Source organism: Sulfitobacter sp. TCYB15, assembly GCF_040435955.1.
In the GTDB taxonomy this organism is placed as follows: domain Bacteria; phylum Pseudomonadota; class Alphaproteobacteria; order Rhodobacterales; family Rhodobacteraceae; genus Sulfitobacter; species Sulfitobacter pontiacus.
Map to the genome: position 1 here is coordinate 241,674 of NZ_CP159194.1, position 22,671 is coordinate 264,344.

Below are 22,671 nucleotides of genomic sequence, written 5' to 3' on the forward strand. Positions count from 1 at the left end.
GTTGAAATCGGATTGCCAAGCACAGGCGCTATTCCGGTTTCAGTCCAAGCCCCAAGCGGTTCGCGTGCCAGGCGGCTTCCGCCCGTGAGGAGATGCCGAGCTTGCGATAGACGATCTTGATATATCCCGCGACGGTCGTTTCTGCGATGTTCAATGCGGAGGCGACCTCGGCGTTGCGCAGGCCTTTGGAGATGAGCGTGAGCACTTCGGTCTCCCTCTCCGTCAGGCGCCCGTCCAGGCTGGCGACCGGCCCGGTGAGGCGGAAGTGTTCCATGATGCGGCGGGCGACAGAGGGTGATATCGCCGGCAACCCCATAGAAAGCTGCGTCAGCTGGCGAGAGAGCACCGCCGCCTCTGTCTCTTTCAGCAGATACCCGTCCGCCCCGGCGGAGAGTGAGGAAACAATGCTCGCGTCGTCGCCCATTACCGTGGTTACGACCTTGATTGCAGAGGGGCTGGCCTTGTTCAGGCCGCGCAGGATTTCGAGACCCGACCCATCAGGCAGGCCCAGATCAATCAGGGCGAGATCTATCTGGCCATCCAGTTTTGACAGCGCCGTCCGTACCGAGTTGGCCGTGCATATTGTGGCCGCCGGATATGCTGATCGTACGATCTCGACCAGCCAACGCAGGGTTTCGACGATATCTTCGACAATCAGGATACGCTTCATTCTGCTGCGGCCTCTTTCTGAGTGCTGAAAAGAGGTAGAAACGCGGTCAAGGTGGTGCCCTTGGCACCGGTGCTGTAGCTGAAGGCACCTTGCAACTGGGTGAAGCGGTTTCTCAGGTTTCTAAAACCATTGCCAAGCGAGGCGACGCTGCTGTCAAAGCCCGAGCCGTTATCGCTTAGCGTAAGCTGCAACCCATCGCTTTCCAGGGTAATCTGGACCTTCGCCTCTGTCGCGCCCGAGTGGCGTAGGATATTGCTGGTCCCCTCTCGCAGGAAGGCGCGCAGCGCATGCGCCAACCGATGGGATATACGGCCTTTGGTGATCTCGTCGGCCTGCCACGTGACGGTGATATGGGCGGCCTCGAAATGGGTGATGATTTCGGCACGCAGATCGGCGAGCAGATCGCGGAGATCCCAATCAGTCTGATCCGGGTTTGAAATCAACTCTCGTAGATCGGCGAGGGTCTGGCGGATAAGAAGATCTTTGCGTTCCCGAGGGCCGGTATGCAGCGCGCTGAGCAGCAGCACCCCTATGTTGTCATGCATGTCGCGATTGATGCGCAGCCGCTCTGCGCTGACGGCCTGAAGATAGGTCTCGTGCTGGGACAGGCTGGCCTCAAGCAACGAGAGGATCGCATCGGCCCGCGCCAGATCGCGCGACGAGAAAAGGCGCGATCCTTGCCCGGCCAGCTCAAGCGACAGTGCTGGCAGATTGCCGATAGATGCGAGCGTCAGGATACGGCCATCGTCTTGCAGTGCGGTGATCGTGGTAGACGCCGGTTGATCCTTGATGCGCAACGGATTGAAAATATCGGACCAGAACTTACGCAGCAGCCTCTGCTTGTCTTCGGGGTCTCTCGCATGGGCGATCTGGGTTACCCTGCGATACAGCTCTTCCGCCGGGATCTCGCGGTTGCGCTTGAGCAGCACCCAGACTTTGTCGCGCAAGGGCAGGTAAACCATGCAGATCGCCGCGAGTGCGATGCCAAATGCAGGGGCGCGCCCCACCGAAAGCCCGTAGATGAGCGCGGCATCAAGCCCCAGAAGCAAAGCCACCCCAAGGCCGTAGAACAAGATGCCGTAGGACCAATTCGCCAGGTCGAACAGACGGTAGCGCGTCACCGCCAGGGCAATACCGGCGTAGATAATCAGGAAAAACAAAAACGCGGTGCTTTGTTCGATCACCGGGGCCAACCCCATGAGCGTCGGCAGGATGGACGTTAGCACAAAGCCACCCGCACCAACTGCAACCGACACGCCAAGCCAGCCCAGCATCGCCCTCGCGGCCGGGTCGCGGCGATTGGCGGCGACTTGTGCGGCAATGACCAGCAACAGGGCCACCATGATGATCGCGATGAAATCCGGGGCATTGTTCAGGTTGTCCGGCCAGCCGGGGCCAAGCACCAAGAGGATACAGGCACCGATCAGAAGTGTCGGTAGCCAGAGCACAGGTTTCGGAACAATGCGCCGCGGGTACGAGAGGAACAACGTCACCATACCGATCCCGAACAGCAGCGATCCACCGGGATTTACCCGGCAGGCCACCGAATAGGCCTTCAGACTAAGCGCGAGCTCGCGAGAGCTGTAGATCGCGGCGCTCGACGATGCCAAGGCCAGCCCGATCCCGGAAAGCAGAAACCACCATCCGGCCTGTTCATGAGGGCGTAGGCAGACGACCCAGGTCCCGATAAACATGCCCACGAACGCGACAAAAATTTGCGTCCAGAATTTCATCGGCAGATCCGAAACCGGACGGCTTTCCTGGACCCTTGCCGATACGCTTTCAGGGCCGTCGGCTTGGTCGAACGTCAGGGTGACTGCGCCGCTGCGCAACGCGTCATGCAAGCGATCCTGACGGTCAAAGAACCGACGCAGGGTCTCTTGATCGCTGATCCCGTCGGGCTCTTCTATCAGGTCTAGGGGTGTCACCGGGATTGGGGGTTGGTTATCCGCTGAAACGCTCAAAAGCCGCTTACCGATCATTTCGCGATCCATGGCGCTGCCCTGCGCGATGTCAGTGACGACAACGCTTTGCCCCACCACGCCAAGCCTGAGCCCGAGCCACGGCTGGGCCGTCGCCACCCACGTCAGGGCAGCGGCGGCGGCCAGATAGAGCACGACGCAAAGCGCGAAAACGGCTCCTGGGGCGACATGTGGACGTGTCATCTTATGGACCACACAGCGAAATTTATAATTGCAAATTTAATCATTCTATACGGCTCATCTTCTCAAAATACTCTTGTCCAAGGACACCCCCTGAACAGGGGGGAGACGATTTCATGAAGTAGGTATCTAAAAAGTGAAGAAGAATTTTTTAAATCAAGCAAGGGGAATTTCATGAAACACGCACGTCTTAGTATTGTTATTGCAAGCCTTGGGGTGGCGACGGTCTTGTCTGGTTGCAATGGAAGCAGCTCTGCCGGCGGGCTTGCTGGCGGCGGGCAGGATTTTGAGACAGCCTTTAACGCTGTCAGTCAAAAGGCCCCCACTTCGGATATGCCCACGTCGCTGAAAGCCAGCTACGAAGGTCAGATGAAGGTCGGCGTGAACAGCGGATCGGCTCAGATTTTCGGCACCGATATCGATGCGAATAGCGCGGAAATCATTGGCGATCTGGCAGTCGATGTGGATTGGACCGACGGGCAGACCACCAATCCGTTCACCGGAACCGCCTCCAACATCGTCGCGACAGAGGCGGGCACCTCGAACTCCGTCAAACTGGACGGGACGCTGACGGTCGATCAAGGCTTGCCAGCCTCGCTCAGCCGCACCACCATTCCGGCGCAGGTCGTCGCGGGCGTCAATGTCCCCGAGCAAAACACCGGTGCGATGCTGTTCCATATGTCCGGTCGGCTGAGTAATGGCGAGAATGAAGGGGACGCCACCTTGCAGTTCGGCGGCAACTTCATGGGGCCGGGTGCGGAATCGATGCTTGGACCGGTATCTGGCGGTATCAACGATGTGAACAATCCCTCGCCGCAGATTTTCGACGCGGGCGTCGGTGGTACATTCTACGCCAACAAGAAATAGAAGCGACGGATAAGCGGGTCTCTTGGATGCGGTCAATTACCGGCCGCAAAAACCCGCTTTCCCCGCGGCAGCCGAGGTCTTTGATGCGGCGAATTTTATACAATCTATTTTTAATCTTACTGGCCTCGCCATTAGCGGCCTTTTCCCTTGATGATGCAGAACAAAGCATCCTCAAGGGAAAAGCCGCAGAGGTTATTCCATTGCTCGAGGGGTATTCACCCAAGACTGAGACAGAGACCCTGCGCCGGATGTGGATTCTAGGGGTCGCCTACAACCGTTCCGGAAAATCACACCAAGCTGTTGCCCCGCTGGCGCGGCTTGTGATCTTGCGGCCGGACGATCCCACGTTCCGGCTTGAGCTGGCGAACGCATTGGTGAAAAGCGACCAGATCGAACGGGCGCGATATCACCTTGAACTGGCCAAAGGTGCGGGTTTGTCGCCCCCTGTCCAGGCAAAAGTGCAGGCGGAGCTTGACCGTTTGGCCAAACCGAAAAAATGGCAGGGCTATTTCCGTTTTGCCATTGTGCCCGAAAGCAATGCCGCCCGCCGGACCTCTGCAGAGACGGTGAACCTCAGCGGCTTTGTGCTGCGGCTGGACCCGAATTCCCGCGCCCAATCCGCCACAGCGTTCGAGATTGGCACGGGCGTCGCGACCGTGCCGCGTCTTACGGACGCCTTACGCGCCAGGTTCGCGCTGGATCTGGATGCCCGGCTTTTCGACGGGCGTGCGCCCGATGAAGTGACCCTTCGGACCAGTGCATCATTGCTGCATTTCGCCAATGAGGGGCGTCTTGTCTCGGCCGAGATCTATGGATCGCAGCGCTGGATTGATGACGCGGCCTATGCGCATACCTACGGCCTTGGCCTGTCCTATACGCGCAACCTCGGCACCCGCGCCCGCGCCACGGCGGTGCTTCAGCGCGAACGTATCACCTACGATGGCAGCGGTGTCGACGTGAACCGAACAGCAGGTGCTGCGCAATTCGCTTATGCGGCATCGTCGCAGCTTGTGTTTCGCGTAGGTATGCGCGCGGAAACCCGTGCCAGCTCTTACAGCCCCGTCGCGGGCCATGCGGCGGGCGTCACCATCGGCGGCGATTATTCCTTTGCCGGCGGTCTTCGGGTCGGGCTGGACCTGTCGTTTGACCGGAACGAATTTGACGGCGTGCATCCCATCTTCGGCGTTGCCCGCGTCGACAAGAAATCAAGCGTCATGCTGAACCTGTCCAACCAGAACTGGAGCTACAAGGGCTTTACACAGGTTCTGAGGCTCGGGTTTGAAGAGCAACGCTCCACCATCTCAATCAACAGGTTTCGCAACGCAACGGCCAGCATCGGCCTGACACGATCGTTTTGAAGAAACTAGGCCCTAAGTGGCTGGCCGCTTGCATAGGTTTCGGTCATGCCTTCGAGATATGACCCGTCACCCGGCAAGCGAGCCTGCGTTCAGCCCGGAAAACCGGGTTGAACCCTCAGCTTCGCCTGCCGGGTGCCTTGGCGCAAGGCTACGCGCTATTTGAAGACCGGCTGGCGCTTTTGCATCTTGGCGGCGACGACCTCCGCGAATTCCGGAGATTTCAGTTGTTCGGCGAACAGTAGTGACTCACGCTCCATCTGGGCGGTCATCTGGTCTTTGCCATGACGGATCAGCGCCTTGGTTTTGATAACCGAGGTCGGTGCCGCCTGCGCCAAACCAGCCGCAAGCGACGCGACTTCGGTGGCAAAATCGGACGAGGGAGCGACACGCGACACCAACCCAAAACGCAGCGCCTCTGCCGCATCAAGAACGCGATTGGCCAGCAGCATATCGTTCGCCACGGCCATGCCGACGGTGGCGGGCAGCAAAAGCGACGAGGCGGCCTCTGGCACCAGTCCCAGTTGGACGAATGGCGTGCTGAATGTGGCCGTGTCGGCGGCGATAATCAGGTCGCAATGCAGTAGCATCGTCACCCCGACACCAATGGCCGGGCCGTTTACGGCCGCAATCAATGGTTTGGGGCAGGTGGAGATCGCGGTCAGAAACCGGATAACGGGCGGCACACCGTCGCTGCGGGTTCCCTTGGCAAAATCCTGCAAGTCATTCCCGGACGTAAAGTAGTCTTCCGCACCTGTGATCACGAAGGCGCGTACCGCGTTGGACTGGGCATAGTCTTCCAGCGCGTCGGCCATGGCGGCATACATATCCTGCGTGATGGCATTGCGCTTTTCGGGGCGCGCGATGGTCATGGTCGTGACGCGTTGGTCGGTGTGTAGCTTGATGTTTTCGGTCATGTTTGATCCTGTTGATTTGAATGGCGGTGGAAATCGGTTGCGGTTGAAGGCGCGCCCATGAGCCAATCGCTGAATTCGGCCCATAAAGCGTCGCGGCCTTTGCGCAATGCGCCCTCGTGCCCGATCCGCGTTACACCGACCTGCGATGGTTTGCGGATGATCACCTCGTGCGGGGCGGCTGGATAACACTTTAAAAGGTCGGATGCGGTTGACGGCGTCGCAATCGGGTCATCGGGAAAGATCCAAGACCGGATAGGGGCTTTGACCTCGTCGTAGTGATGCGGTGCCAGTTTCGTTGCGAGGTCCGGTTGAAAATAGCTGCGGCGCTGGCTCCACCGGCACCATGTCTTGAACAGTTTCGGCGGCAGCGCTTCGCCCCGCCAGCCGCCCGCCGGTTTGATATAGCCGTAGCGCAGCAGCAAATAGGGGCCCAACACCCACCAGAAATAAAGCTCGGACGGGATATTGCGCAGGTGGTGGCCGCCGAAAAATCCGGTCCCGACAGAGACAAACGCATGTCGGGTGATCTTGGACTGGTTCGGCATGAGGCCGACAAAATGCCCGCCTACACTGTGGCACAGATGGGTCAGCGGCAGGCCCGGTGCCGCCTCCTCCAACGTATTTAGGGCGGCGGGTGCGTCAAGCCGTCCCCAGTCAGGGTAGTCGATCCCGGATCCGGCCAGATCCTTGCCGTTCGATCCCCCAATCCCCCGATAGTCATAGGTCAGGACAACGGCACCTTGGCGGGCCAGATACATCGCGAGGCCGGTATAAAACTGACGCGGGAACCCCGTGCCGGCCGAGATCAATACCGCGATTTTGGGCGAAGGTGAGGTATGGATGTCCGCCTCCAGCTCCCATCCATCGGTGGCGGCGAAGCGGATTGTCGTTTGGGTAATGTCTTCAGTCATCGGCTGACCCTTTCTTCGGCGGGGTAGGGCCGTTCACAATGCCGTCCGCATTGTCTGCCAGATGCGTCAGAAACCGTTCAATAATGACCTGTTCCTCAGCAGGAAAAGGCGCAAGCAGCGCCGCATTGAACTGGCTGATTTCGCCCGCGCCCTGTTCAAGCACCGCGCGGCCCGGCTGTTCAAGGTAGATATGTATGACACGGCCATCCACCGGCGACGGTGACCGACGCACCAGACCCTTTGCGCACATGCGATCCACAAGACCGGTCAAGCTCGACTTGCCCATTGCAAGGGTCGAAGAGAGATCACTGATGGGCTGCCCGTCCCTTCGCGACAGGATCAACAGCACCGCAAGCTGTGACGTGGTAAGCCCTATCTTATTGCGCGTGCGACGGTCGGCAGCGCGAAAGAGCGCTGAATGTGCGATCTGGAGCTTGTGAAAAACCTTGAATGTATTGGCCATAAATCAATTCGCATGTGAACTAGTTTGTTCGTATATGAATTAAATGCACCCGACAACATGTACCGCGTCACAGACATTGGTGACGTTACGACACGGCCGCGGCCTGCGGCACCGCGACGGCGAACAGGGCTTTTTGCTGCCTACTTAGTCAACTTCTGTGCCTGAATGATCTGCTCGGCAAGCTTGGCGAGATCATGTGAGGTAAAGTCAGGTTCCGGTACGCCGGGCACGTGCAGGGTGCTGTTATGTGGCCGCGCGATAAAGGCACCGCGGCACCCAACGGACTGCGCGCCGATGGTGTCCCAGATGTGACATGCGACCATGCACAGGCCTGAGATGTCGACGCCCAGACGGTCGGCAACCATCTGATATGTCGACGGATGTGGTTTGAAGTGACCAACCTCGGCTACGCTAAAGTGGTGGTCAAAAAGCGCTGCGATGCCGGCTTTTTCAAGGGGTGTCGGTGCGGGGGATGGGGCGGAGTTCGTCAGGGTTACAAGCGTGAACCCCGCGTCGCGCAATTTGGTCAAGGCCGGGGCCACATCGGCGTGGGCGGGCATCGATCCAATCAGTGACTTCAGTTCGGATACGTCGCTGTCCTGAATGGCGATGTTTTTATTGTCGCCAACCATCCGCAGAACACCGCTGGCCAGATCGCCGAAGGGCGCATAGAGCCCGGACAAGGTCACTGTTTGTGAATACAAGATCAGCTCTGGAAACCACTCGCGCAGGACCGCGGCATTGCCGAACACGCGGTCGAAAAACGGCTCTAGTGTCGAGATATCCAGAAGGGTTTCGTTTACGTCGAAAACAATGGTCGAAAAATTTGTACGGTCTGGCATGGGGGGGCTTTCTGAGCGTGCTACTTTTCGGCAGCATTCATCCAAGTGTTTGAACACAATGGCGGGTACGTTTCACAATTGCACCCATGCCATTGCTTCGTCAAACTATGCGCGAGGTCAGCCGTCGGTCCCCATTTCGGGCAAGCGCTGCAATCGGGTAAGGCAATCGATATGAAAAAGGTCACTGCCAAAGATGTTGCCGCCCGCGCGGGCGTTTCGGTGTCCGCCGTGTCGCGCGCGTATCGGGGGAATGCCCCGATTGCCGAGGATAAGCGCAAAGCGATCTTTGCTGCTGCCACGGCGCTTGGCTATGTGAGCAAAGTCGATCAGGTGTTGGCCAAACAATCCAGCAACACGATCTCGATGGTGCTGAGCGAAATGCGCAACCCGTTCTACCCCATTGTGATGGACGAATTGACCCGAATGCTACCAGGGCGCGGGCTCAAGGCGATTATGCATGTGGTGCCAGCGGCCGAAGATGTGGACACGATGATCCGGCAAGTCATCGACTTCCGCACGCAGGGGGTCATTCTGGCAAGCTCCACAATCACCTCCGGGCTGGCGCGTGCCTGTCGTCAGAACGGGATTCCCGCCGTGTTGCTGAATCGGGTACAGACCGACAGTACCATGATGGCGGTGTGCTGCGACAATTACGGGGGCGCACGGACAATCGCGCGGCGGTTTCTGGACGGTGGCCGACAGCGCATCGCCTTTATCGGTGGGCGGCGTGATACCTCGACGCATCTGGAACGCATGCGAGGGTTTCGCGACCAGTTGGAAGAGGCCGGACGCGAGATCGCTGTGCAGTTCGACGGCGGGTTCAGCTGCCGCCAAGCCTATGCCGCTGCGCAAGAAATGTTGGTCCAGCGTCCGATGCCGGACGCCGTGTTCTGCGCCAATGACATCATGGCGATTGCCATGCTCGATGCTGCACGAAACAAAGGCATCTCGGTCCCCGGTGATCTGGCTGTCATCGGGTTCGACGACATTCCGATGGCGGCGTGGGAATCCTACCGGCTGACCACAATGCGCCAGCCACTGCGCCGCATGCTGGATCAAGCGGTCGATATCATATTAAGCGCCGAGAGCTATGTCGGGACCGGTGATATCCGTGTTTTGGCGGGTGAACTCCAAGAACGTCAAAGCGGGTAGTGAAATTATTTCATTAACGCAGACAGGAATTGCATAGCGGCTATGCACTGTGGCTAACCTCCGTTCGAACGTCCCTATTGGGATCGTTTCATGATATTTGGAGGATACCCATGAAACTACGCAACTTCGCTGTCGCCGCTGCACTGTCTCTTGCCGGGCTTGGGGTGGCATTGCCTGCTCAGGCTGAAACGCGGCTTGCTTTCGGTGCGACCAATTCGCAAAGCGCGCATTATGCCTATTTCGCCTCGCTCGCGAAAATCATCAACTCTGCCTATCCGGACGCCTATCAGGCTTCGGTCGTGGAAACGGGTGCTACGGTCGATAACCTCAAACGCATGGCGCGCGACCAGTTGGATATCGGGCTGATCACGACGTCGACGCTGTATCACGCCTACAATGGCATCAAGAGCTTCGACGGCAAACCGATCGAATCCAAACTCCTGTGGGCCTATTCTCTGGCACCGCAGAACGCAGTCGTTCGCCGCGATTCCGGTATCGAGAAACTGTCGGATATCGACGGCAAGAAGTTCGGACCGGGCATGCGTGGATCTTCGACCGAAGCCACGGCCTTGGCTGTGTTCGACCTGCTGGAAATCTCGCCTGATTGGGTGCGCGGGACCAACAGCGAACAGGCCAACGCCATCAAAGACGGCCGGTCTGAAGGCTTTGTCAAAAGCGCCGTGGGAACGTCCTTCGATGCACTTACCACCGATATCGCGGCCTTCACGCCGCTGACTGCGCTTGGCATCGACGACGCGCAAGAAGCCAAGATCCGCGAAGCGCTGCCGGAGCTTTCCATCGTGGACATGCCGGGCGGCGAGATGGAAAATACGGGCCCTTACAAGGTCTGGGGATTCATGATCGGTGTCTCTGCGCGCCCCAATATGGACGACCAGACGGCCTATGACCTGACCAAAGCCGTGATGGAGAATATGGACGAGCAATCCGCCGCTTTCCCGACGGTAAAAGGCTTGAACCTGCCAGAGCTGACCCTGCAATACGCAACCAGCCCGCTGCATCCTGGTGCCATCCGCTACTACGAGGAAATCGGCCTGACCGTGCCCGCGCGCCTCAAGTAAAAGACCTGATCTCAAAAGGGGCGGCGCGTGTCGCCCCTCTATTTACCATTTTCGCCAAGGTGCCGTGATGCATAATCTTCCGATCTTCGCTCATTTTCGACAGACCGCCATCGCGGCTCTTGCAGTGCTTCTGGGGGTGTTTGTGTTCTACACCTCTTTCAACGGGCCGTTTGAATCGCTCGTGCAGCGTGCGATCTTTGTGATGATGATCACCGCCCTGGCCGTGCTGATGCACCCGCTTTTCGAAGGCAGCCGGCTGCGCCCGCTTGGTATCGCGATCGATGCGGTAATCGTCGGCGTGGTGACGGTGTCAGGTGCCTATATCATAGCCAACTACGAAACCATTATGAACGATCTGCCTTGGGCGAACGGTTGGGATATGCTCATGGGGTTCGGCACACTGGCCTGCGTGCTTGAACTGGCAAGGCGCAGCTCCAACTGGGTGTTCCCCCTTATCGTCATCGCGGCTGTGACCTATGCATTCTTCGGCTATTTGATCCCCGGCCAATTCGGGCACCGTGGCTTTGACGCCGGCTATCTCACCGAGATCATCTTCCTGTCCGACCGTGGCCTATGGGGTATGCTGGTCAATGTGGCCTCGACGACGCTGGCGGCATTTGTGCTGTTCGGCGCGATCCTGTTGCACACGGGCGCAGGCGAGACATTCTTTGACCTCTCGGCCCGTTTGGGTGGCTCCCGGCCCGGTGGGGCGGCGAAAATCGCGACCTTCGCATCGGGCTTCTTTGGTGCGATCAACGGCTCGACCGTCGCCAATGTCGCAACGACGGGGAACTTCACCATTCCCCTGATGAAGCGGCTGAAATACCCCCCTGCCTATGCCGGCGCGGTAGAGGCGATTGCATCGACCGGCGGGCAGCTCGCCCCCCCGATCATGGGGACAGCCGCCTTTGTCATGGCCGAGCTTGTGGGCGTGAACTACTGGTCTATCGCGCTCGCGGGCGTTGTGCCTGCGCTGTTGTTCTACCTTGGCATCTATTCAACCGTTCACGTCATCGCGCGCCGTCAGGGCTTTCGTCCGGTGACGTCTGAAGATCTACCCGACTGGCGCGGTGCCATGACCTTTGCGCGGCTCGCCCCTATTGTCGCCGCCCTGCTGGGGCTTGGATTTGGCGTCCTTAACGGCAATTCCGTCGAGCTGACGGCCTGTTACGGCATGATTGCCATGTTGGTGGCCGTCCTTGTCGCGCGGATCTCGAGTGGTGAGGATCCCCGTGCCGTCATCGGCATTATCATTCGTGCGCTGGAAGCGGGCGGAAAAGGTGTTGTCATTGTCGGGATCCTTCTGGTCGGCGCACAGGTGTTTGTCGCCATGATCAACCTCACCGGGTTTGGTGTCGCCGTAACAGCAGCGGTGTTGTCGATCGGGCAGGGGCAAATCTGGCTCATTGCCGGGCTCATGGCCATTGTCTGCCTGATCGCGGGCATGGGCCTGCCGACCTCGGCAGCCTACGTCATGGTCGCGGCTGTTTTTGCCCCGGCGCTGATCCAACAGGGTATTGATCCGCTCGTGGTGCATATGTTTGTGCTCTACTACGCGGCGCTGTCGGTCATCACGCCGCCTGTCTGCCTTGGTGTTTTCGTAGCGGCGACCATTGCGCAGGCGCCGTGGATGAAGGTCGCGGGCGAGACGTTGCGCCTTGGGGCGACCGCATATGCCTTGCCGATGCTGTTCCTCGCCTATCCCGGAATGTTGGGCGGTGGCGAAGCCGGAGACATCCTGCGTGCCATCCTGTCCGGAGGCGTTTTCGCCTTGGGCGTTGCGCATCTTCTGGGCGGCGCACGGCTGCCTTGGGGTGGTCTGTCGCGGCTGCTTTGGGTCGTGCCGATTGGGCTTGCGCTGATGCCGCCTTGGCCGGCGACGGCGGCAGCCGCGGTCGTGTTCGCGGTCTTGGTGGTCTTCTCTCGCAAAGCCTTGGGCGCTGCGGAAAATGTCGAAATGCAAACGGCTTAAGGGCCAAGGAGTGTACTGGAAATGATGACGAATGCTGAATTCAAGGCGCGGCTGGTCGCACGAGAGCCCATGCTCGGGGCGTTCATCAAAACGCCCCATCCGATCGTGATCGAAATCATGGCCCGGGCAGGGTTCGATTTCTTGGTCGTCGATGCAGAGCACGCGCCCTTTGATCGGGGCACCGTTGACGCCATGACCATGGCCGGACGTGCCGAAGGATGCCCCATCGTGGTGCGCGTGCCAGTGGCAACAGCGGATTGGGTGCTCAATGTGCTGGACGGCGGCGCGGCCGGTGTCATGGTGCCTCATGTCGAAACCGCAGCGCAGGCCAAAGAACTGGCGCGCGCCGTGAATTACGGCCCCGGCGGGCGTGGTTTTGCCGGCACGTCACGGGCGGCCGACTATGCAGGCCGCAGCCTGAAAGAGCATCTGTCCGTGGCGCGAAGTGAAGTCGCCTTGATCTGCCAGATTGAAGACCCCGACGGCGTGGTCAACCACAGTGAAATTGCGGACGTAGACGGCGTAGATGCGCTCTTTATCGGGCGCGCTGATCTGGCCGTTTCTCATGGTCTGTCCGATTTCTTTGCGCCTGAAGTGGCAAAGATGACGCGGGACATCCTTTCCGCGACAGGGGCGGCCACGGGACTCTATTGCGCCCCGACAGAGCCTCTAGACGCGCACCGCGACGCCGGAGGGAGCTTCTTTGTCGTGGGGTCCGAACACACGCTCATGCAATTGGGCGGTGCAGCGCTCGTGGAAGATTTTAAAAAGAGAGACGCGCGCTGACATGACTATGAAATAATTGCAGTAAATATAGAAAATATTGCAACTCGGATTGGTCAGCCTAGAAATGACCTATCACTGCCAGCGCCTGACCAAAGGACCGAACCATGACAATTACCTACCTCAAGAAGGGCAAATCCGATGCTGCCCGTGCCGATGACGACGCCAAGACCCGTGCGGTCGTCGAGCAGACCTTGCAGGACATCGAAACGCGCGGCGACACAGCGGTGCGCGAATTGAGCGAAAAGTTCGACAGCTACAGCCCGGAAACGTTCCGGCTAAGCCAGCAAGAGATTGACGACCTGATCCGTCAGCTCAGCCCACGCGAATTGCAGGACATTAAGTTTGCGCAAGAGCAGGTCGTGAATTTCGCCCGCGCGCAACGCGCTTCCATGACCGACATCGAAGTAGAGACGCTTCCGGGGGTCATTCTGGGGCACAAGAATATCCCGGTTCAATCCGTCGGCTGCTACATCCCGGGCGGGAAATTCCCCATGGTCGCCAGCGCGCATATGTCTGTCGCCACGGCCAAGGTTGCCGAAGTGCCGCGCATCGTGGCCTGCACGCCGCCCTTTAACGGAAAACCAAACCCGGCTGTTATTGCCGCCATGCATTTGGGCGGTGCGGATGAGATCTATGTCATGGGCGGGATCCAGGCGGTCGGGGCTATGGCGCTTGGCACAGAGACGATCGATCCGGTACACATGCTGGTTGGCCCCGGCAATGCCTTCGTCGCCGAGGCCAAGCGTCAGCTTTACGGACGGGTGGGGATTGATCTCTTCGCCGGCCCGACCGAGACGATGGTTATCGCGGATGAGACAGCAGCGGATGCCGAGCTGTGCGCGACCGATCTCTTGGGGCAGGCGGAACACGGCTATAACTCCCCTGCCGTTCTGCTGACCAATTCGCGTCAATTGGCCGAGGATACTTTGGCCGAGATTGACCGACTGCTGCAAATTCTCCCGACTGCGGCCACAGCCCGGACAAGCTGGGAGGAATACGGCGAGGTGATCGTCTGTGATACCTACGACGAGATGTTGCAGGTGGCCGATGATATCGCGTCGGAGCATGTGCAGGTCATGACGGACCGTGATGACTGGTTCTTGGAAAACATGACCTGCTATGGCGCGCTGTTTTTGGGCCCGCGTACGAATGTCGCCAATGGTGATAAGGTGATCGGGACCAACCACACGCTGCCCACGCATAAGGCGGGGCGCTATACAGGGGGCCTTTGGGTTGGTAAATTCCTCAAGACCCATTCCTATCAGAAGATTATGACGGATGAGGCCGCAGCAACGGTCGGGGCCTATGGTTCGCGTCTATGCATGTTGGAAGGCTTTGTGGGGCACGCCGAACAATGCAATGTCCGCGTGCGGCGCTATGGCGGTGAGAACGTGCCGTATGGCGCAGCCGCAAGCTACCGCGAAGCGGCCGAATAGACCGCTGTTAACATAGGAGATCTTGATGCAACTTCCGTCCTTTGCCGGGTTTGACCTTTCGGGGAAACGCGCGTTTGTGACCGGTGCCACCTCTGGCATCGGTCTGGGGGCCGCGACGGCCTTGGCCAGGGCGGGGGCGCATGTCGTCTGCGCCGCGCGCCGGGCCGGACCGTTGGGCGAGTTGCACGCCGCGATGAAGGCCGAGGGGCTGAGCTGTGAGACGCAAGAGCTCGACATCACCGATGTGGATGCGACCCGCGCGGCATTCTCCGGTCTTGGGGCGGTTGACATCGTGGTCAATTCCGCCGGCATGGCCCGCCACGGGCCTGCGCTCGACACCACGCCCGAGGATTTTGACGCCGTCATGAATGTTAACCTTCGGGCAGCCTATTTCCTTTCCACCGCCGCCGCCGACCAAATGATCGCAGCAGGCCGTCCCGGCTCCATCATCCATGTAAGCAGTCAGATGGGCCATGTCGGGGGCATCGATCGGGGGGTCTACTGTGCATCGAAGCACGCTTTGGAAGGGATGGTGAAAGCGATGGCGATCGAATGGGGCCCAAAGGCGGTGCGCATCAATACGCTATGCCCCACCTTCATCCGCACGCCTTTAGGAGAGCAAACCCTATCCGATCCCGCGCGTCTGGCTTGGATTGAAGAAAAGATCAAACTGGGCCGCGTCGGCGAGATCGAGGATATCATGGGCCCGATCGTCTACCTCGCGAGCGATGCCTCTGCGATGGTGACGGGCACAGCCTTGATGGTCGATGGCGGTTGGACAGCCGAGTAAGGGACAAAGCGGTCAACGAACACGGGAGACGCAGGATGGCGGCAAAACCCTATCCGCGCCCCGCAATGAATCCAAGCGTGACAGCCGCGAGCAGGCCGTTGCCCGACAGATAGCCGCTGTCGCCCTTGCCCGATACCCCGCAAGCGGCACCGCCAGCGGCGTATAGATTGTCGAATGTGCCACCCTCTGTCCTGCGCACCTTGGCCGTCGTCGGGTCAACCTCAAGCCCGCCTTGCGTGTGAAACAGCGCGCCGGTCACCTTCACCGCGCAGAAGGGGGCGGAAAGGGACGCCGCACCCCATGTGCGGCCAAAGGCATCACGCCCGCCCGCCGGAATATCAGTGATCGTTTTCGCCAAAACATTTGCGGGCAATCCGACCTGTGCAGCCAGTGTTTCGACCGTATGCCCTGTAATCACCGCCCCTTGGGCCTCGGCGTTCTTGAAATCCTCGAACTGGCGGGCAATCTCGGCGATGCGGGCGTCGAATATGGTCCACGCCACGCCGTCAGGCTGCGCCAGCACGGCCCGCGCCGCTTCGGAGTAGCCCTGCGCCTCGTTCCAGAACCGCTTGCCGGTCGTATTCACCTGAACGCCGCCTTCGGTGATTGTGGCCCATGTGATCAGGATACCGTGAGGGTGGGCGACATTGCCGTGCCCCTGATAGGCGCCCAGATGACGGCGGCGCGCGCCAAGCGCCTCGCCCCAGCTGATCGCCTCTCCTCGGTTGCCGTCATGGCCGAACCAGATCGCGTCCGCGATATCCGGCATGTGGTGGGCGACCATGGCGCGGTTGCCACCGAACCCGTTGCACGCAAGGATCAGCCGGTCGCAGCCGATATCCTCGCCGCTTTGGTCAGGCAACGACACCCGCACCCCTGCGAGCGTTGCGCCTGCCGCATAAAGCCGGGTGGCGCGGCGGTTGCAGATCAGCGGAATATCAAGCGCTTCGATCCGCGCGCGCAGGGCGTCGATCAATTCGCGCCCCGACCGTGAGGGCAGCCCGTGCATCCGCCGTTGGCTGTGACCGGGGTAATCAAAGTCACGCACAAGAGAGAACGGCAGCCCATGTGTTTCGACAAGCCAGTCGATGACCTGAGGGGCGGTGCGGGCCATCGCAGCGACCAGTGCGTCATCGTTTTCGTGGTGCGCTTTGGCCTGAATGTCGGTGGCAAAAACGTCGGGGCTGTCACTGATCCCAGCGTCCTGTTGCAGGCGCGTCCCTGCCGCGGGGATCAACCCGGCGCTCAGCGCGGTAGAGCCTGTGGGGGTCGCGTCGGCCTCTAGCAGCAGCACATCCTGACCTGCCTCATGCGCCGCCAGCGCCGCGATCATGCCGCAGGCCCCCGCGCCGATGATCAGGGTTTCGACCTTTAGATCGAAAGCCGACGGCGGGGCGGCGACATCAGGATTTGCCATCGAACCGCTTTCCAAGGGCCAGCATCTCGGGGGTGCCAATCGCTGCATTCAACCCGTCGAAATCATGCATCCGGTCGGAAAACGCTTTGTTAGAGCCGGTTGCTTTCAGGCTCGCGTAATAGTCTTGCGCCGATTTCGCCAAAGCGCGCACGATGCCGCCGGGAAAAATCACGATATCGAAGCCCATATCCTCTAGTGTGGTCGCCGAAGAGATCGGGGTCGCGCCGCCTTCCACCATATTGGCCAGCAGCGGGACACGCCCCTTGAAGGTATCGGCGATGCGCGAAAGCTCTCCGCTGTCGCGGGGGGCCTCGATGAACAATACATCGGCACCGGCGTCGATATAGCTGCCCGCGCGATCAATCGCCGCGTCAAAGCCTTCTACCGCGATGGCGTCGGTGCGGGCGATGATCAGCGTATCGTGGCGGCGCGCATCGGCCATGGCGGCGATCTTGCCAGCCATTTCCTCTTTCGAAATCAGCGATTTATCAGACAGATGGCCGCATTTTTTGGGGTAGGTCTGGTCCTCCACCTGCAAAGCAGAGGCGCCCGCGCGTTCATAGCTTTGCATCGTGCGCCGCGCGTTCAGCGCATTGCCGAAACCGGTGTCGGCGTCCATGATCACCGGCAGGTCGGTGCGATCGGCAATCAACGCCATCGTATCGGTCATCTCGGACGCGGTGCTGAGCCCGATATCGGGGCGGCCCAAACGGGTATAGGCAACCGCTGCACCGGAAAGATACAGCGCCTCGAAGCCTGCGTCGGCGGCAAGGGCGGCGGTCAGCCCGTCATAGACACCGGGGGCGATCAGAATATCGGGGGCGGTCAGGCGTTGGCGCAGGGTCATTGGGCACCTCCGACAGCGGCGGTGGCCTCGGCGCAGGTCATCACCTGCGTCACCGACCCCAGCGAGGTCAGCGTCGCCTCGTGCACGTCCTGTTTGAACGCGGCGCAACCGTCCGACAGCAGCACCGTATGGATGTCGCGCAGATGCGCATCCCGCACGGTACTGGCGACACCGCCGTTGGTGACGATCCCGCCGATGATCAGCGTGTCGATCTTCATCGCGCGCAGCACATATTCAAGCCGTGTCTGGTAAAAGGCGGAGTAGGCGACCTTCTCGATCGTGAAATCCGCCGGGGCGAGCGTATGTACCAGCGCGTGGCCAAAGCCGCCCGGGGTAAAATCGCCCTTGGTCAGGAAGGGGCGCAGTTTCTTGAGATGCGCGGCGATCAGCGGTTCGTCATCGCGTCCCGGCACCAGCGTGAACTGCGCCGAGATATAGGTGCCGCCCGCCTTAGTCAGCGCGGACTTGAGAGGCGCGATCCGGTCGGGCAGGGCGAGGATGCTCTCGGCCCCCTGACCCGCCCGGCCATAGGCACCTTCGGGATGCAGGAAATCATTTTGCAGGTCGATGGTCAGCAAAGCGGTCGTGGCAGGGGTCATGCGGTGGCCCTTTCGATCAGAGTGTTGCCGTAGGCGTCGACTTTGCCGACCAGTCCGGGTTCGATCAACACGGTTGTGTCAGGTTGCTCAAGGATTGCGGGGCCGGGGACTTCGGCACCGACCGGCAAGGAAAGACGGTGATAGAGCTTCGTCTCGTGCCACTGTCCGTCAAAGTGGACCTGACGCGTGCCTTTCAGCGCGTCTTCAACGCTGCCACCGACAGGGGCGAGTGTGGACAGATCAAAGCGCGGGCGCCGTCCGGTGATGGCAGAGCGCAGGTTGATCACCCGTCGCGTGCCATTCTCAAGCAGCCGCCCATAGGTGGCGTGGTAGGCGCTGTCGAATGCAGCCGAGATATCGTCCTCTGTCGGGGGTGTCACTGTGCCATCGGTCGCGGTCACCGGCAGCGTCACCGATACCGTATGCGTCTGGCCGAGATAGGCCATATCAAGCGTGAACTCCGTATCGCGCCGTTCAAAATGGGTGCGCGAGGCTTCAAGCGTGGCAAGCCCGCCATCGACGTGGGTTTGCATGAAACCGGTCAGCGCCCCAAGGTCGATGCCCGACAGGGTGGCGTTGATGGTTTGCACGAAATCCTGCCGCATATCCGCGATGACGCAGCCCATGGCAGATGTTACCCCCGGGTAACGCGGCACGATGGACCGCGCCAGACCGACCTCTGCCATCATGGCACCGGAGTGCAGCGCACCACCGCCCCCAAAGGGCATGAACGCAAAGCGTTTTGGATCAAACCCGCGCTCGATAGAGACAAGTCGCAGCGCGCCGGCCATGCGGCTGTTGGCCACGCGCAAGATCGCCTCGGCGGCTTGCAGCGCGTCCAGCCCAAGGGGGGTGCCCACATGTTCAAGGATCGCGGCTTTTGCCGCCTCCACGTCCAGCCGGTCCAGCTTGCCGCCGATGGGGTTGTCGGGATCAATACGGCCCAGAACGACATTGGCGTCGGTCACGGTGGGGCGCGTGTTCCCCTGACCATAAGCGACAGGGCCGGGCGTGGACCCGGCGCTTTCCGGCCCGATGTTCAGCAAGCCGCCCTTATCGACCCAAGCGATAGAGCCACCGCCCGCGCCGATTGTCGTAATCTCGATCATGGGGGACCGGACCACCATCCCGAAGTCGATCGACGTCTGTTGCGACAGCATCGACTGGCCCTTGGCGATCAGGCTCACATCGAAAGAGGTGCCGCCCATGTCGCCGGTGATGATATCAGGAAAACCGGCGGCTTCGGCGATGTAACCCGCGGCGATGACCCCCGCTGCCGGACCCGAAAGTGCCGTGCGCACGGGCAGACGCGCCGCAGTCGCCGCATCCATCACCCCGCCATTGGACTGCACGATCATGAACTCGCCCGCAAACCCGTCCTGTTTCAGCGCGGTTTCAAGCCGCGCGAGGTAGCCAGAGACTTCGGGTTGCAGATAGGCGTTCAACGCGGTGGTAGAGAACCGTTCGAACTCGCGGATTTCGGGCAGGATTTCGCTTGAGGCCGAGACATGGGCATTCGGCCACATGGCGCGCACAGCTTCGACCGCCAGTCTTTCGTTTTCGGCATTAGCATAGCTGTTGGCAAAGAGGATCGCACAGGCAAGACAGCCCTGATCCAGCAGCTCTTGCGCGGCGGCTTGCACCGCCTCGAGGTCCACCGCCTGACGGATCGTGCCATCGGCAAGCGTGCGTTCCGGTACTTCAAGGCGCAAGGCGCGATCGACAACGGGCGTGAAGTCCCCTCGCAGCCCCCAGGTGCGCGGCCGGTCACGGCGGCGCATTTCCAGCACGTCGCGCAGGCCCATCGTGGTGATCACGCCGATCTTGGCCCCTTTGCGTTCCAGCAGCGCGTTGGTGCCGGCAGTGGTGCCATGTACGACGACAGAGACAGTCGACAGATCATCGACCCGCGATCCGATGCCCGACAAAAAGCCCGCCGATTGGTCGGGGCGCGAGGTGGGAACCTTGGCGACCTGCGCGCTGCCTGTCGCCTCGTCCAAAACGAAAATATCGGTGAAGGTGCCGCCGACATCGACGCCGATCATGCGGTTTGCGCTGGTCATTGGGTCACCTCTTTCCAGTCTGGGCCATAGGTCTGTGTCGCGTACTCGGGTGTCAGCAGGCCGCCCGCCACGTCGCGGGCCACATCGGCCGCAGCTCGGTTTGCGGGCGCGCCATAGCCGCCACCGCCGGGGGTATCGAGCCGTACGGACTGGCCGCGTTGCAGCTTGATGCCTACCATTTTCGAGGCCATGGGCGGGGCGTGCCAGCCGTCGTCTTGTTCGTACTCGAACCGGTTCAGCGCCGCGTCGCCCCCGCCTGCGACCCCTTTCGGCGCAAAGCGTCCGCGTTCGCCGAACAGAAAGGCGGTGGCGGATTCCTCAAGCACTTCGATCTCGTAGGTGGCCCCCATGCCGCCGCGATGCTGACCCGCGCCGGCGCTGTCGGGGCGTAGGGCCCATTGTTTGAACATCACCGGATAGGCGGATTCGAGGATCTCCATCGGGGGGATGGTCGCGGTGGAGATCGGCGCATTGCCGTGGTTCAGCCCGTCCCCTTCGGGAGAGCCCCCATGCCCGCCGCCGTAAAAGCTGAACATCACCCAAGGTTGACCATTCGCGCGTTTGCCCGAAATCGACAGCGCGTTGATCGTGCCATACGCGTTGGCAACCACGCGGTCCGGTGCCGCCTGCGACGCGGCGGAAAAGATCACATCGACCATCCGCAGGATCGTTTCGGTATAGCCGCCGACCGGCGCCGGGAAGGGGGCGGACAGCAGCGACCCTTCGGGGATCTTCACCTCGATCGGGCGCATCACACCGGCGTTGGCGGGCAGGCTGGGAAAGATATGTTTGATCGCGACATAGGCCGTGGCCACCGCCGTGGGAAGCGCGATATTGACCGGCCCTGCACAGCGATCTGCCGTGCCGGTGAAATCCAGCAGCATCTGATCGCCCTTGATCTCGAGCGCGACCTTGATCGGCAGCGGCGTATCGGTGATGCCGTCGTTGTCCAGGAAATCCTCTGCCTCCCAGCGTCCATCTGGCAGGTCTGTCAGCTCTGTCCGCATCAGGGTCTCGGCGCGGTCCTGCAGCGCATCCAACGCCGCGCGCACTGAGTCGGCACCGTATTCCGCCAGCAGTTCGTCCAGACGTTTCTTGCCCAGATCAAGCGCGCCGAGCTGGCCGTTCAGATCGCCTTGGGCCGATTGCGGCAGGCGGGTGTTGCGCATCAGGATGTCGATAATGTCGTTCTGGACCTTGCCCGCTTTGGCAAGACGCACAGGGGGCAGCACGAAGGCTTCCTGGAAGGCGTCGGTGGCGGCGGGGTTGTAGTTGCCCGGCACCGCGCCGCCCACATCATGCCAATGCCCGACCGAGGCGAGATAGCAAAACAGTTTGCCGTCGTGAAAATAGGGGCGCACCAACCGCATGTCGGACAGGTGCGTGCCGCCCAGATGGGCATCGTTGAAGATATAGATGTCGCCGTCTTCCAGATCGCCATTCTCAGCCGCTTTGTCGATCACCGCCTTCACGGCAAATGACATCACCCCGACAAAGATCGGCAGCCCGGACTTGCCCTGCACAAGCGTGTCGCCCGACACCGCATGATACAGCCCGTGCGATGCGTCATGTGCTTCGGCGATGATCGGGTTAAAGGCGGCGCGGAACAGGGTTGCGTCCATTTCGTCGGCAATCTGTTCCATCCGTCCGGCCAGAACGGCCAATGTAATCGGGTCGATGTCTTGGGTCATGGTTGGGCCTTTGTTTCTGCGATGTCATTCCAGACGTCTTGGCGGGTGATGAAGCCGTCGGTGACTTCGAAGCGGTCGATAAAGCGAATATCGGAAAATGCGGTCCCGTCGGGCCATTCGCCTGACAGCGTGCCGTGGCAATAGACGACCGTGGCCGGCCCGTCGCCGGGCGCAAGGTCAATCGAGGCGAGGGTTTTCTTGACGAAGCGATAGCGCGGCGCGGCCCACTCCAGCAGATCATCAAGCTCTGTCATAGGCGCGGCACCGGGGAAGTGCATGGTGAACCCGTCGCCTAAAAGCGTGCGGGCGGTAACGATGTCGCGCTGCTCCATCGCGCGCAGGTATCGCGCCACCATTGACGGGGCATCCGGCAGGGCGGGGGCGGGCGATCGGTGCTGACCGCCGCGCATATAATCGGTGGCGGGCATTTCCTTGATCATCACTGTCACCGCATCCGGTGTCGCGGGAATCACCGTGCGCGCGGCATTGGTCAGCGCCTTGCACAGCCTTGTTTTCTGGGCTGCGTCATACCCTTGCAGCACATGAATCTCGATGATCGGCATAAAGCCTCCTGCGTCAGATCTGTATTTTTTGTAATACAGATAATTAAATGTGCATAGATCAAATAATTTGATTTTTGTCAGATAGATTT

20 protein-coding genes are annotated in these 22,671 nt (G+C 60.6%); 8 read left to right on the forward strand and 12 right to left on the reverse strand.

Translation table 11 applies throughout. The annotated features are described in order from the left end of the window. Positions 1 to 28: 28 nt before the first annotated feature. Positions 29 to 670 carry a response regulator transcription factor gene (locus tag ABM428_RS15580; protein ID WP_005848636.1) on the reverse strand — a complete coding sequence of 214 codons (642 nt, stop codon included), beginning with the start codon at positions 668 to 670 and terminating at the stop codon, positions 29 to 31. After that, positions 667 to 2,835: an ATPase gene (locus ABM428_RS15585; RefSeq protein WP_353628413.1), complete on the reverse strand. Its 2,169-nt coding sequence runs from the start codon at positions 2,833 to 2,835 to the stop codon at positions 667 to 669. The genes ABM428_RS15580 and ABM428_RS15585 overlap by 4 nt, the downstream gene beginning before the upstream one ends. A 171-nt stretch (positions 2,836 to 3,006) precedes the next feature. Here ABM428_RS15585 and ABM428_RS15590 point away from each other — a divergent pair, with 171 nt between their 5' ends. Beyond that, positions 3,007 to 3,699 carry a hypothetical protein gene (locus ABM428_RS15590; protein ID WP_353628414.1) on the forward strand — a complete coding sequence of 231 codons (693 nt, stop codon included), beginning with the start codon at positions 3,007 to 3,009 and terminating at the stop codon, positions 3,697 to 3,699. Between the two features lie 83 nt (positions 3,700 to 3,782). After that, the gene (locus tag ABM428_RS15595) at positions 3,783 to 5,057 is read left to right on the forward strand and encodes a surface lipoprotein assembly modifier (RefSeq protein WP_353628415.1); all 1,275 of its coding nucleotides are present in this window, start codon (positions 3,783 to 3,785) and stop codon (positions 5,055 to 5,057) included. A 155-nt stretch (positions 5,058 to 5,212) separates the two neighbouring features. Here ABM428_RS15595 and ABM428_RS15600 read toward each other — a convergent pair whose 3' ends face one another. From ABM428_RS15600 to ABM428_RS15615, 4 genes are all read right to left on the reverse strand, one after another. After that, entirely contained in the window at positions 5,213 to 5,971 is a 759-nt protein-coding gene (locus tag ABM428_RS15600; RefSeq protein WP_353628416.1) for an enoyl-CoA hydratase, read from the reverse strand. Further along, a complete protein-coding gene (locus ABM428_RS15605; protein WP_353628417.1) occupies positions 5,968 to 6,882 on the reverse strand; it encodes a serine aminopeptidase domain-containing protein in 915 nt (304 codons plus the stop codon). The genes ABM428_RS15600 and ABM428_RS15605 overlap by 4 nt, the downstream gene beginning before the upstream one ends. After that, positions 6,875 to 7,345, reverse strand: coding sequence for a MarR family winged helix-turn-helix transcriptional regulator (locus ABM428_RS15610; protein WP_353628418.1), 471 nt, complete (start codon positions 7,343 to 7,345; stop codon positions 6,875 to 6,877). Before ABM428_RS15610 ends, ABM428_RS15605 begins: the two co-directional genes overlap by 8 nt. Positions 7,346 to 7,485: 140 nt before the next feature. Further along, positions 7,486 to 8,187, reverse strand: a complete 702-nt coding sequence (locus ABM428_RS15615; RefSeq protein ID WP_353628419.1) for a haloacid dehalogenase type II — start codon at positions 8,185 to 8,187, stop codon at positions 7,486 to 7,488. Positions 8,188 to 8,358: 171 nt separating this feature from the next. Between ABM428_RS15615 and ABM428_RS15620 the strand changes: the two genes are divergently transcribed. The 6 genes from ABM428_RS15620 (at position 8,359) to ABM428_RS15645 (ending at position 15,402) form a co-directional block, all read left to right on the forward strand. Continuing rightward, the gene (locus ABM428_RS15620) at positions 8,359 to 9,339 is read left to right on the forward strand and encodes a LacI family DNA-binding transcriptional regulator (protein ID WP_353628420.1); all 981 of its coding nucleotides are present in this window, start codon (positions 8,359 to 8,361) and stop codon (positions 9,337 to 9,339) included. A 110-nt stretch (positions 9,340 to 9,449) separates the two neighbouring features. Beyond that, the gene (locus ABM428_RS15625; protein ID WP_168592878.1) at positions 9,450 to 10,418 is read left to right on the forward strand and encodes a TAXI family TRAP transporter solute-binding subunit; all 969 of its coding nucleotides are present in this window, start codon (positions 9,450 to 9,452) and stop codon (positions 10,416 to 10,418) included. 67 nt (positions 10,419 to 10,485) lie between these two features. Beyond that, the gene (locus ABM428_RS15630; protein ID WP_353628421.1) at positions 10,486 to 12,390 is read left to right on the forward strand and encodes a TRAP transporter fused permease subunit; all 1,905 of its coding nucleotides are present in this window, start codon (positions 10,486 to 10,488) and stop codon (positions 12,388 to 12,390) included. Positions 12,391 to 12,411: 21 nt separating this feature from the next. Next, a complete protein-coding gene (locus tag ABM428_RS15635) occupies positions 12,412 to 13,176 on the forward strand; it encodes an HpcH/HpaI aldolase/citrate lyase family protein (protein WP_005848611.1) in 765 nt (254 codons plus the stop codon). Positions 13,177 to 13,280: 104 nt separating this feature from the next. Beyond that, entirely contained in the window at positions 13,281 to 14,612 is a 1,332-nt protein-coding gene (hisD, locus tag ABM428_RS15640; protein ID WP_353628422.1) for a histidinol dehydrogenase, read from the forward strand. A 25-nt stretch (positions 14,613 to 14,637) separates the two neighbouring features. Then, a complete protein-coding gene (locus ABM428_RS15645) occupies positions 14,638 to 15,402 on the forward strand; it encodes an SDR family oxidoreductase (protein ID WP_353628423.1) in 765 nt (254 codons plus the stop codon). Between the two features lie 49 nt (positions 15,403 to 15,451). Here ABM428_RS15645 and ABM428_RS15650 read toward each other — a convergent pair whose 3' ends face one another. Genes ABM428_RS15650 through ABM428_RS15675 form a run of 6 tightly spaced genes read right to left on the reverse strand, consistent with a single transcriptional unit; the run spans position 15,452 to position 22,582 of the window. Then, entirely contained in the window at positions 15,452 to 16,819 is a 1,368-nt protein-coding gene (locus ABM428_RS15650; protein ID WP_353628424.1) for an FAD-dependent oxidoreductase, read from the reverse strand. Further along, on the reverse strand, positions 16,806 to 17,666 hold the full coding sequence (locus tag ABM428_RS15655; RefSeq protein ID WP_180829695.1) for an oxaloacetate decarboxylase: 861 nt from the start codon (positions 17,664 to 17,666) through the stop codon (positions 16,806 to 16,808). Before ABM428_RS15655 ends, ABM428_RS15650 begins: the two co-directional genes overlap by 14 nt. Next, entirely contained in the window at positions 17,663 to 18,265 is a 603-nt protein-coding gene (locus ABM428_RS15660; protein WP_353628425.1) for an isochorismatase family cysteine hydrolase, read from the reverse strand. The genes ABM428_RS15655 and ABM428_RS15660 overlap by 4 nt, the downstream gene beginning before the upstream one ends. Beyond that, positions 18,262 to 20,328 carry a hydantoinase/oxoprolinase family protein gene (locus ABM428_RS15665; RefSeq protein ID WP_353628426.1) on the reverse strand — a complete coding sequence of 689 codons (2,067 nt, stop codon included), beginning with the start codon at positions 20,326 to 20,328 and terminating at the stop codon, positions 18,262 to 18,264. Before ABM428_RS15665 ends, ABM428_RS15660 begins: the two co-directional genes overlap by 4 nt. Then, entirely contained in the window at positions 20,325 to 22,019 is a 1,695-nt protein-coding gene (locus ABM428_RS15670) for a hydantoinase B/oxoprolinase family protein (RefSeq protein WP_353628427.1), read from the reverse strand. Before ABM428_RS15670 ends, ABM428_RS15665 begins: the two co-directional genes overlap by 4 nt. Continuing rightward, positions 22,016 to 22,582, reverse strand: a complete 567-nt coding sequence (locus tag ABM428_RS15675; RefSeq protein WP_353628428.1) for a tautomerase family protein — start codon at positions 22,580 to 22,582, stop codon at positions 22,016 to 22,018. Before ABM428_RS15675 ends, ABM428_RS15670 begins: the two co-directional genes overlap by 4 nt. Between the last annotated feature and the right edge of the window lie 89 nt (positions 22,583 to 22,671).

Coding starts and splice junctions, on each gene's coding strand:
- ABM428_RS15580 (WP_005848636.1), bottom strand. CDS start 670: ATGAAGCGTATCCTGATTGTCGAAGATATCGTCGAAACCCTGCGTTGG.
- ABM428_RS15585 (WP_353628413.1), bottom strand. CDS start 2,835: ATGACACGTCCACATGTCGCCCCAGGAGCCGTTTTCGCGCTTTGCGTC.
- ABM428_RS15590 (WP_353628414.1), top strand. CDS start 3,007: ATGAAACACGCACGTCTTAGTATTGTTATTGCAAGCCTTGGGGTGGCG.
- ABM428_RS15595 (WP_353628415.1), top strand. CDS start 3,783: ATGCGGCGAATTTTATACAATCTATTTTTAATCTTACTGGCCTCGCCA.
- ABM428_RS15600 (WP_353628416.1), bottom strand. CDS start 5,971: ATGACCGAAAACATCAAGCTACACACCGACCAACGCGTCACGACCATG.
- ABM428_RS15605 (WP_353628417.1), bottom strand. CDS start 6,882: ATGACTGAAGACATTACCCAAACGACAATCCGCTTCGCCGCCACCGAT.
- ABM428_RS15610 (WP_353628418.1), bottom strand. CDS start 7,345: ATGGCCAATACATTCAAGGTTTTTCACAAGCTCCAGATCGCACATTCA.
- ABM428_RS15615 (WP_353628419.1), bottom strand. CDS start 8,187: ATGCCAGACCGTACAAATTTTTCGACCATTGTTTTCGACGTAAACGAA.
- ABM428_RS15620 (WP_353628420.1), top strand. CDS start 8,359: ATGAAAAAGGTCACTGCCAAAGATGTTGCCGCCCGCGCGGGCGTTTCG.
- ABM428_RS15625 (WP_168592878.1), top strand. CDS start 9,450: ATGAAACTACGCAACTTCGCTGTCGCCGCTGCACTGTCTCTTGCCGGG.
- ABM428_RS15630 (WP_353628421.1), top strand. CDS start 10,486: ATGCATAATCTTCCGATCTTCGCTCATTTTCGACAGACCGCCATCGCG.
- ABM428_RS15635 (WP_005848611.1), top strand. CDS start 12,412: ATGATGACGAATGCTGAATTCAAGGCGCGGCTGGTCGCACGAGAGCCC.
- hisD (WP_353628422.1), top strand. CDS start 13,281: ATGACAATTACCTACCTCAAGAAGGGCAAATCCGATGCTGCCCGTGCC.
- ABM428_RS15645 (WP_353628423.1), top strand. CDS start 14,638: ATGCAACTTCCGTCCTTTGCCGGGTTTGACCTTTCGGGGAAACGCGCG.
- ABM428_RS15650 (WP_353628424.1), bottom strand. CDS start 16,819: ATGGCAAATCCTGATGTCGCCGCCCCGCCGTCGGCTTTCGATCTAAAG.
- ABM428_RS15655 (WP_180829695.1), bottom strand. CDS start 17,666: ATGACCCTGCGCCAACGCCTGACCGCCCCCGATATTCTGATCGCCCCC.
- ABM428_RS15660 (WP_353628425.1), bottom strand. CDS start 18,265: ATGACCCCTGCCACGACCGCTTTGCTGACCATCGACCTGCAAAATGAT.
- ABM428_RS15665 (WP_353628426.1), bottom strand. CDS start 20,328: ATGACCAGCGCAAACCGCATGATCGGCGTCGATGTCGGCGGCACCTTC.
- ABM428_RS15670 (WP_353628427.1), bottom strand. CDS start 22,019: ATGACCCAAGACATCGACCCGATTACATTGGCCGTTCTGGCCGGACGG.
- ABM428_RS15675 (WP_353628428.1), bottom strand. CDS start 22,582: ATGCCGATCATCGAGATTCATGTGCTGCAAGGGTATGACGCAGCCCAG.